The organism is Hahella sp. HN01 (genome assembly GCF_018986435.1).
In the GTDB taxonomy this organism is placed as follows: Bacteria; Pseudomonadota; Gammaproteobacteria; order Pseudomonadales; family Oleiphilaceae; genus Hahella.
In genome coordinates, this window is sequence record NZ_JAHMIN010000091.1 from 1 (window position 1) to 3119 (window position 3119).

General features: G+C 46.2%; 4 protein-coding genes and 1 pseudogene. 1 reads left to right on the forward strand and 4 read right to left on the reverse strand.

Going from position 1 to position 3119, the window contains the following annotated elements:
* A pseudogene (locus KP814_RS33070) lies at window positions 1–272 on the reverse strand (type IV secretion protein Rhs); the annotation flags it as partial.
* 361 nt (window positions 273–633) lie between these two features.
* Between KP814_RS33070 and KP814_RS32110 the strand changes: the two are divergent.
* Window positions 634–1026 carry a hypothetical protein gene (locus KP814_RS32110; RefSeq protein WP_216740603.1) on the forward strand — a complete coding sequence of 131 codons (393 nt, stop codon included), beginning with the start codon at window positions 634–636 and terminating at the stop codon, window positions 1024–1026.
* A gap of 85 nt (window positions 1027–1111) precedes the next feature.
* Here KP814_RS32110 and KP814_RS33075 read toward each other — a convergent pair whose 3' ends face one another.
* The 3 genes from KP814_RS33075 to KP814_RS32125 all read right to left on the reverse strand — a co-directional run.
* The gene (locus KP814_RS33075) at window positions 1112–2383 is read right to left on the reverse strand and encodes an RHS repeat-associated core domain-containing protein (RefSeq protein ID WP_371824113.1); all 1272 of its coding nucleotides are present in this window, start codon (window positions 2381–2383) and stop codon (window positions 1112–1114) included.
* Between the two features lie 75 nt (window positions 2384–2458).
* The gene (locus tag KP814_RS32120; protein WP_216740604.1) at window positions 2459–2764 is read right to left on the reverse strand and encodes a hypothetical protein; all 306 of its coding nucleotides are present in this window, start codon (window positions 2762–2764) and stop codon (window positions 2459–2461) included.
* Between the two features lie 11 nt (window positions 2765–2775).
* On the reverse strand, window positions 2776–3119 hold a 344-nt coding region (locus KP814_RS32125), incomplete at its 5' end, for an EndoU domain-containing protein (protein WP_216740605.1).

The window sequence follows — 3119 nt, forward strand, 5'->3', positions numbered from 1 at the left end:
GCGTAGTCGCGGTTCTGGTCGACGATAAAGTCGGTGGTGGCGCCGCTTCCCGCTTTCCGGGTGCGAATGCCGTCTGGGTTATAGCCGAAGCTGGTGGTCTCGCCCGCCTTGGTTACCGCGAGGAGTTTGTTCTTCGCGCTGTAGGTGTAACGAGCGCTAACCAGACCGTCTTCGGTTTCCGTCAGCGTATTGCCGTTGGCGTCATAGGCGTAGGTGACGCCGCCCTGTTGCGTCAGGCGGTCATTGTCGTCATAGCTGTAAGCGGTGTGCACGCCGTCGATGATGCTGTAGATGCGGTTGCCGACGTTGTCGAAGCGGTATTCCGCACTGTAGTCACCATTGACCGGATCGCTGATCGCGTCAGGCGATACAGGGCGTCATAGGTATAGGTCGACACCCGGCCATTGTGCAGCTCTTCGATTTGCTCCCGTCTCCCCGTGCTGTGCAGGGTGTAACGGTAGTAGGTGTTGCGTTGACCGATGAATCTACAACTGCGTATTCGCCAAAAACGTGAAGTGAGGTACGCCTTTATGCTGCCTCACACAAGCCTTTGAATCGCCATTAGTCCTGTTCTGTGCTTCATTCCAACCAACGGCTATACTAGGATATTAATTTACATATATGAGCCCCAAAATGCAGCTAGACCAATTTAATAAAACACTATCATGGTTAGACAGACTTGAGATTGATAGTTTCGACAGGGATTGTAATTTGACTGTCAAAATTACAGCTGAAGGTGGACCTGGAGAGAACGTCAACGCCTTCGTAACCTTTAAAAGTGTTTGTTACCTGAACATTTCGACTGTAATTCTTTTTTCTGAGCACCCCAGGCTGGTAATTTGTGATATAGAAAAATCTAAAGTTCTATTGCCTGAGGAAGAGTTTGACGACATTTATCTACTAGAGACAAAGGAAAGCAATCTTACTACCTTCCAGCTATACGACAACATGAAGCCATTAAGCTATTGTATTGTATGCTATGGTGCCGAATTTTATCAGAAACCTGCAGACTGGAAAGCATATTAGAAAATACAACTCTACTTCAAAGGATCTTGAAAAACCATTTAAGCGGTAATGCAAGATCCTTGCTAACGAGCATTAATCTCGGAGATTACTTAAACACCTCGTCAAAATAGTAATGCTTACTACAATCAACACCAAACATACATAAATGATAGTGAGGCCTAAATATTCCCGGTGGTGGATATTGAACATAATCCTGATAATCAATCCTAAATGAGAACGCAGACCCATTGGTTGGACTCCCATTTTTTCCTAGCTTGTATTCAAAACCTATAACTCGGCCAGGTTTCCCTCCTGACTTATGGGTCCAATTAATTTTTGTCCCCGGAATTTTTCTAGTCGAACTTTGTACGACGGGGGTTTTCGTTAGCCCGCTTGCCCCTTGAGTGGTAACGTAGTGGCCACTGTCTTGGTGCTTCCTATATTTGTCGGAATTAGTCCATTTATTAAAAGCCGATATTCCTATAGATACAGCTCTTCCAAAATCACCGGCTTCATCACCATATTGATTTGCCACTGTATATAATGCACTTGCAACTGCAGCCTTTCTTAGAATAGACGATCCGATAGCTCTAGTAACAATTGTTCTAGCAATATTTACCGCTCCAGTTACTGAAATAGTCGACATGACTCCATTTATTGTCAACCCCATACCTTGACCAATTAATAGACCGTTTTTGCCACTGGGATCCACAAATCTAATAGGATCAGAGTTAGCATATAGATACTTATTTAGAGTGATTGGCTGGCCACTATTTCCAGGCCACGTATCCATCTGCGTAAACCGCCCCTGGTTCTGGTCGTAATATCTCGCCCTCAGGTAGTACTGATCCAGCGATGCATCGTATTGCTCTCCGGTGTACAGGTAGCTGTTTGGGGTGTCTCCTTCACTGTGCAGCAGGATGCCGAAGGCGTCGTAGTGGTAGCTGTCGGTTTGGTCGCCGGTTTGGCTTGTTAAAGAGCGGACGGAGCCTTGGCCGTCGTAGACATAGTAGCTGACGTCGCCGGATCTTGCCTGGCTTAGCAGGTCGTCGCCGTAGACGTAGCTGACTTGTTTGGCGCCGTTGACGACTTCTTGCAGCACCTGGGCGTAGTCGCGGTTCTGGTCGACGATAAAGTCGGTGGTTGCGCCGCTTGCCGCTTTCCGAGTGCGAATGCCATCCAGGTTATAACCGAAGCTGGTGGTCTCGCCCGCTTTGGTTACCGCGAGGAGTTTGTTCTTCGCGCTGTAAGTGTAACGAGCGCTGACCAGACCGTCTTCGGTTTCCGTCAGCGTATTGCCGTTGGCGTCATACCTGTAGGTGACGCCGCCCTGTTGCGTCAGGCGGTCATTGTCGTCATAGCTGTAGCCGGTGTGCACGCCGTCGATGATGCTGTAGATGCGGTTGCCGACCTTGTCGAAGCGGTATTCCGCGTTTCTTTGCGTTGTTAATGATTAGTTTTCAATTAGGTCACCATCAAAAAAAATCAATCCAATATCAGAATCTTTATAGGACTTTAGGTAACCTTTATATATTATTCTCTCAATAATCCTTTTTGCTGTTTCATCTGGTATAGCTTGATCCGCACGGCCACCAAGATATTGAAGGCTATGAGCTTTCTCAGAATCTGACAAGCAGACCTGTACCCAGATGTCCCCTCCCTCTTTCGAAACCAAACAGAAATCCGGATGTTCGTCATTCTGAGTTGCGTACCATTCGTAATTTTTATTATCAATAACCACTAATTTTGACTTACTCATACTCTAGTCCTTTACTGGATTGGGAAACCTCTCAAGTACATCCCCTCAACATGGTACCTAATCTTCATCCCAGAAATTCTAACTAAGCCAGTACTCTTACRCTTATTCTTTTCCCAAGCTTTATACAGTGCAGCTGAAACCTGGGCTTTTGACCACCGATCAGGGAACATTGTAGTTACTTTCTTAAGTCTATATCTTTTGGTTTTGTCATCCCATATTTCGGCAGATGCCATATAAACCCCGTTCTTTCTTAGCCCCCACCGCTTAATTATTCTTGTGGCCTTAGATCCAAACATGTAATGAGAATCCGCAGAGCTATGGAATCCCTTAGCAGTACGATTTACTATTTCACCTT

What these genes read in the sequence shown, in the direction of transcription:
- KP814_RS32120 (WP_216740604.1), bottom strand. Translation starts at nt 2,764, where the DNA reads ATGAGTAAGTCAAAATTAGTGGTTATTGATAATAAAAATTACGAATGG.
- KP814_RS32110 (WP_216740603.1), top strand. Translation starts at nt 634, where the DNA reads ATGCAGCTAGACCAATTTAATAAAACACTATCATGGTTAGACAGACTT.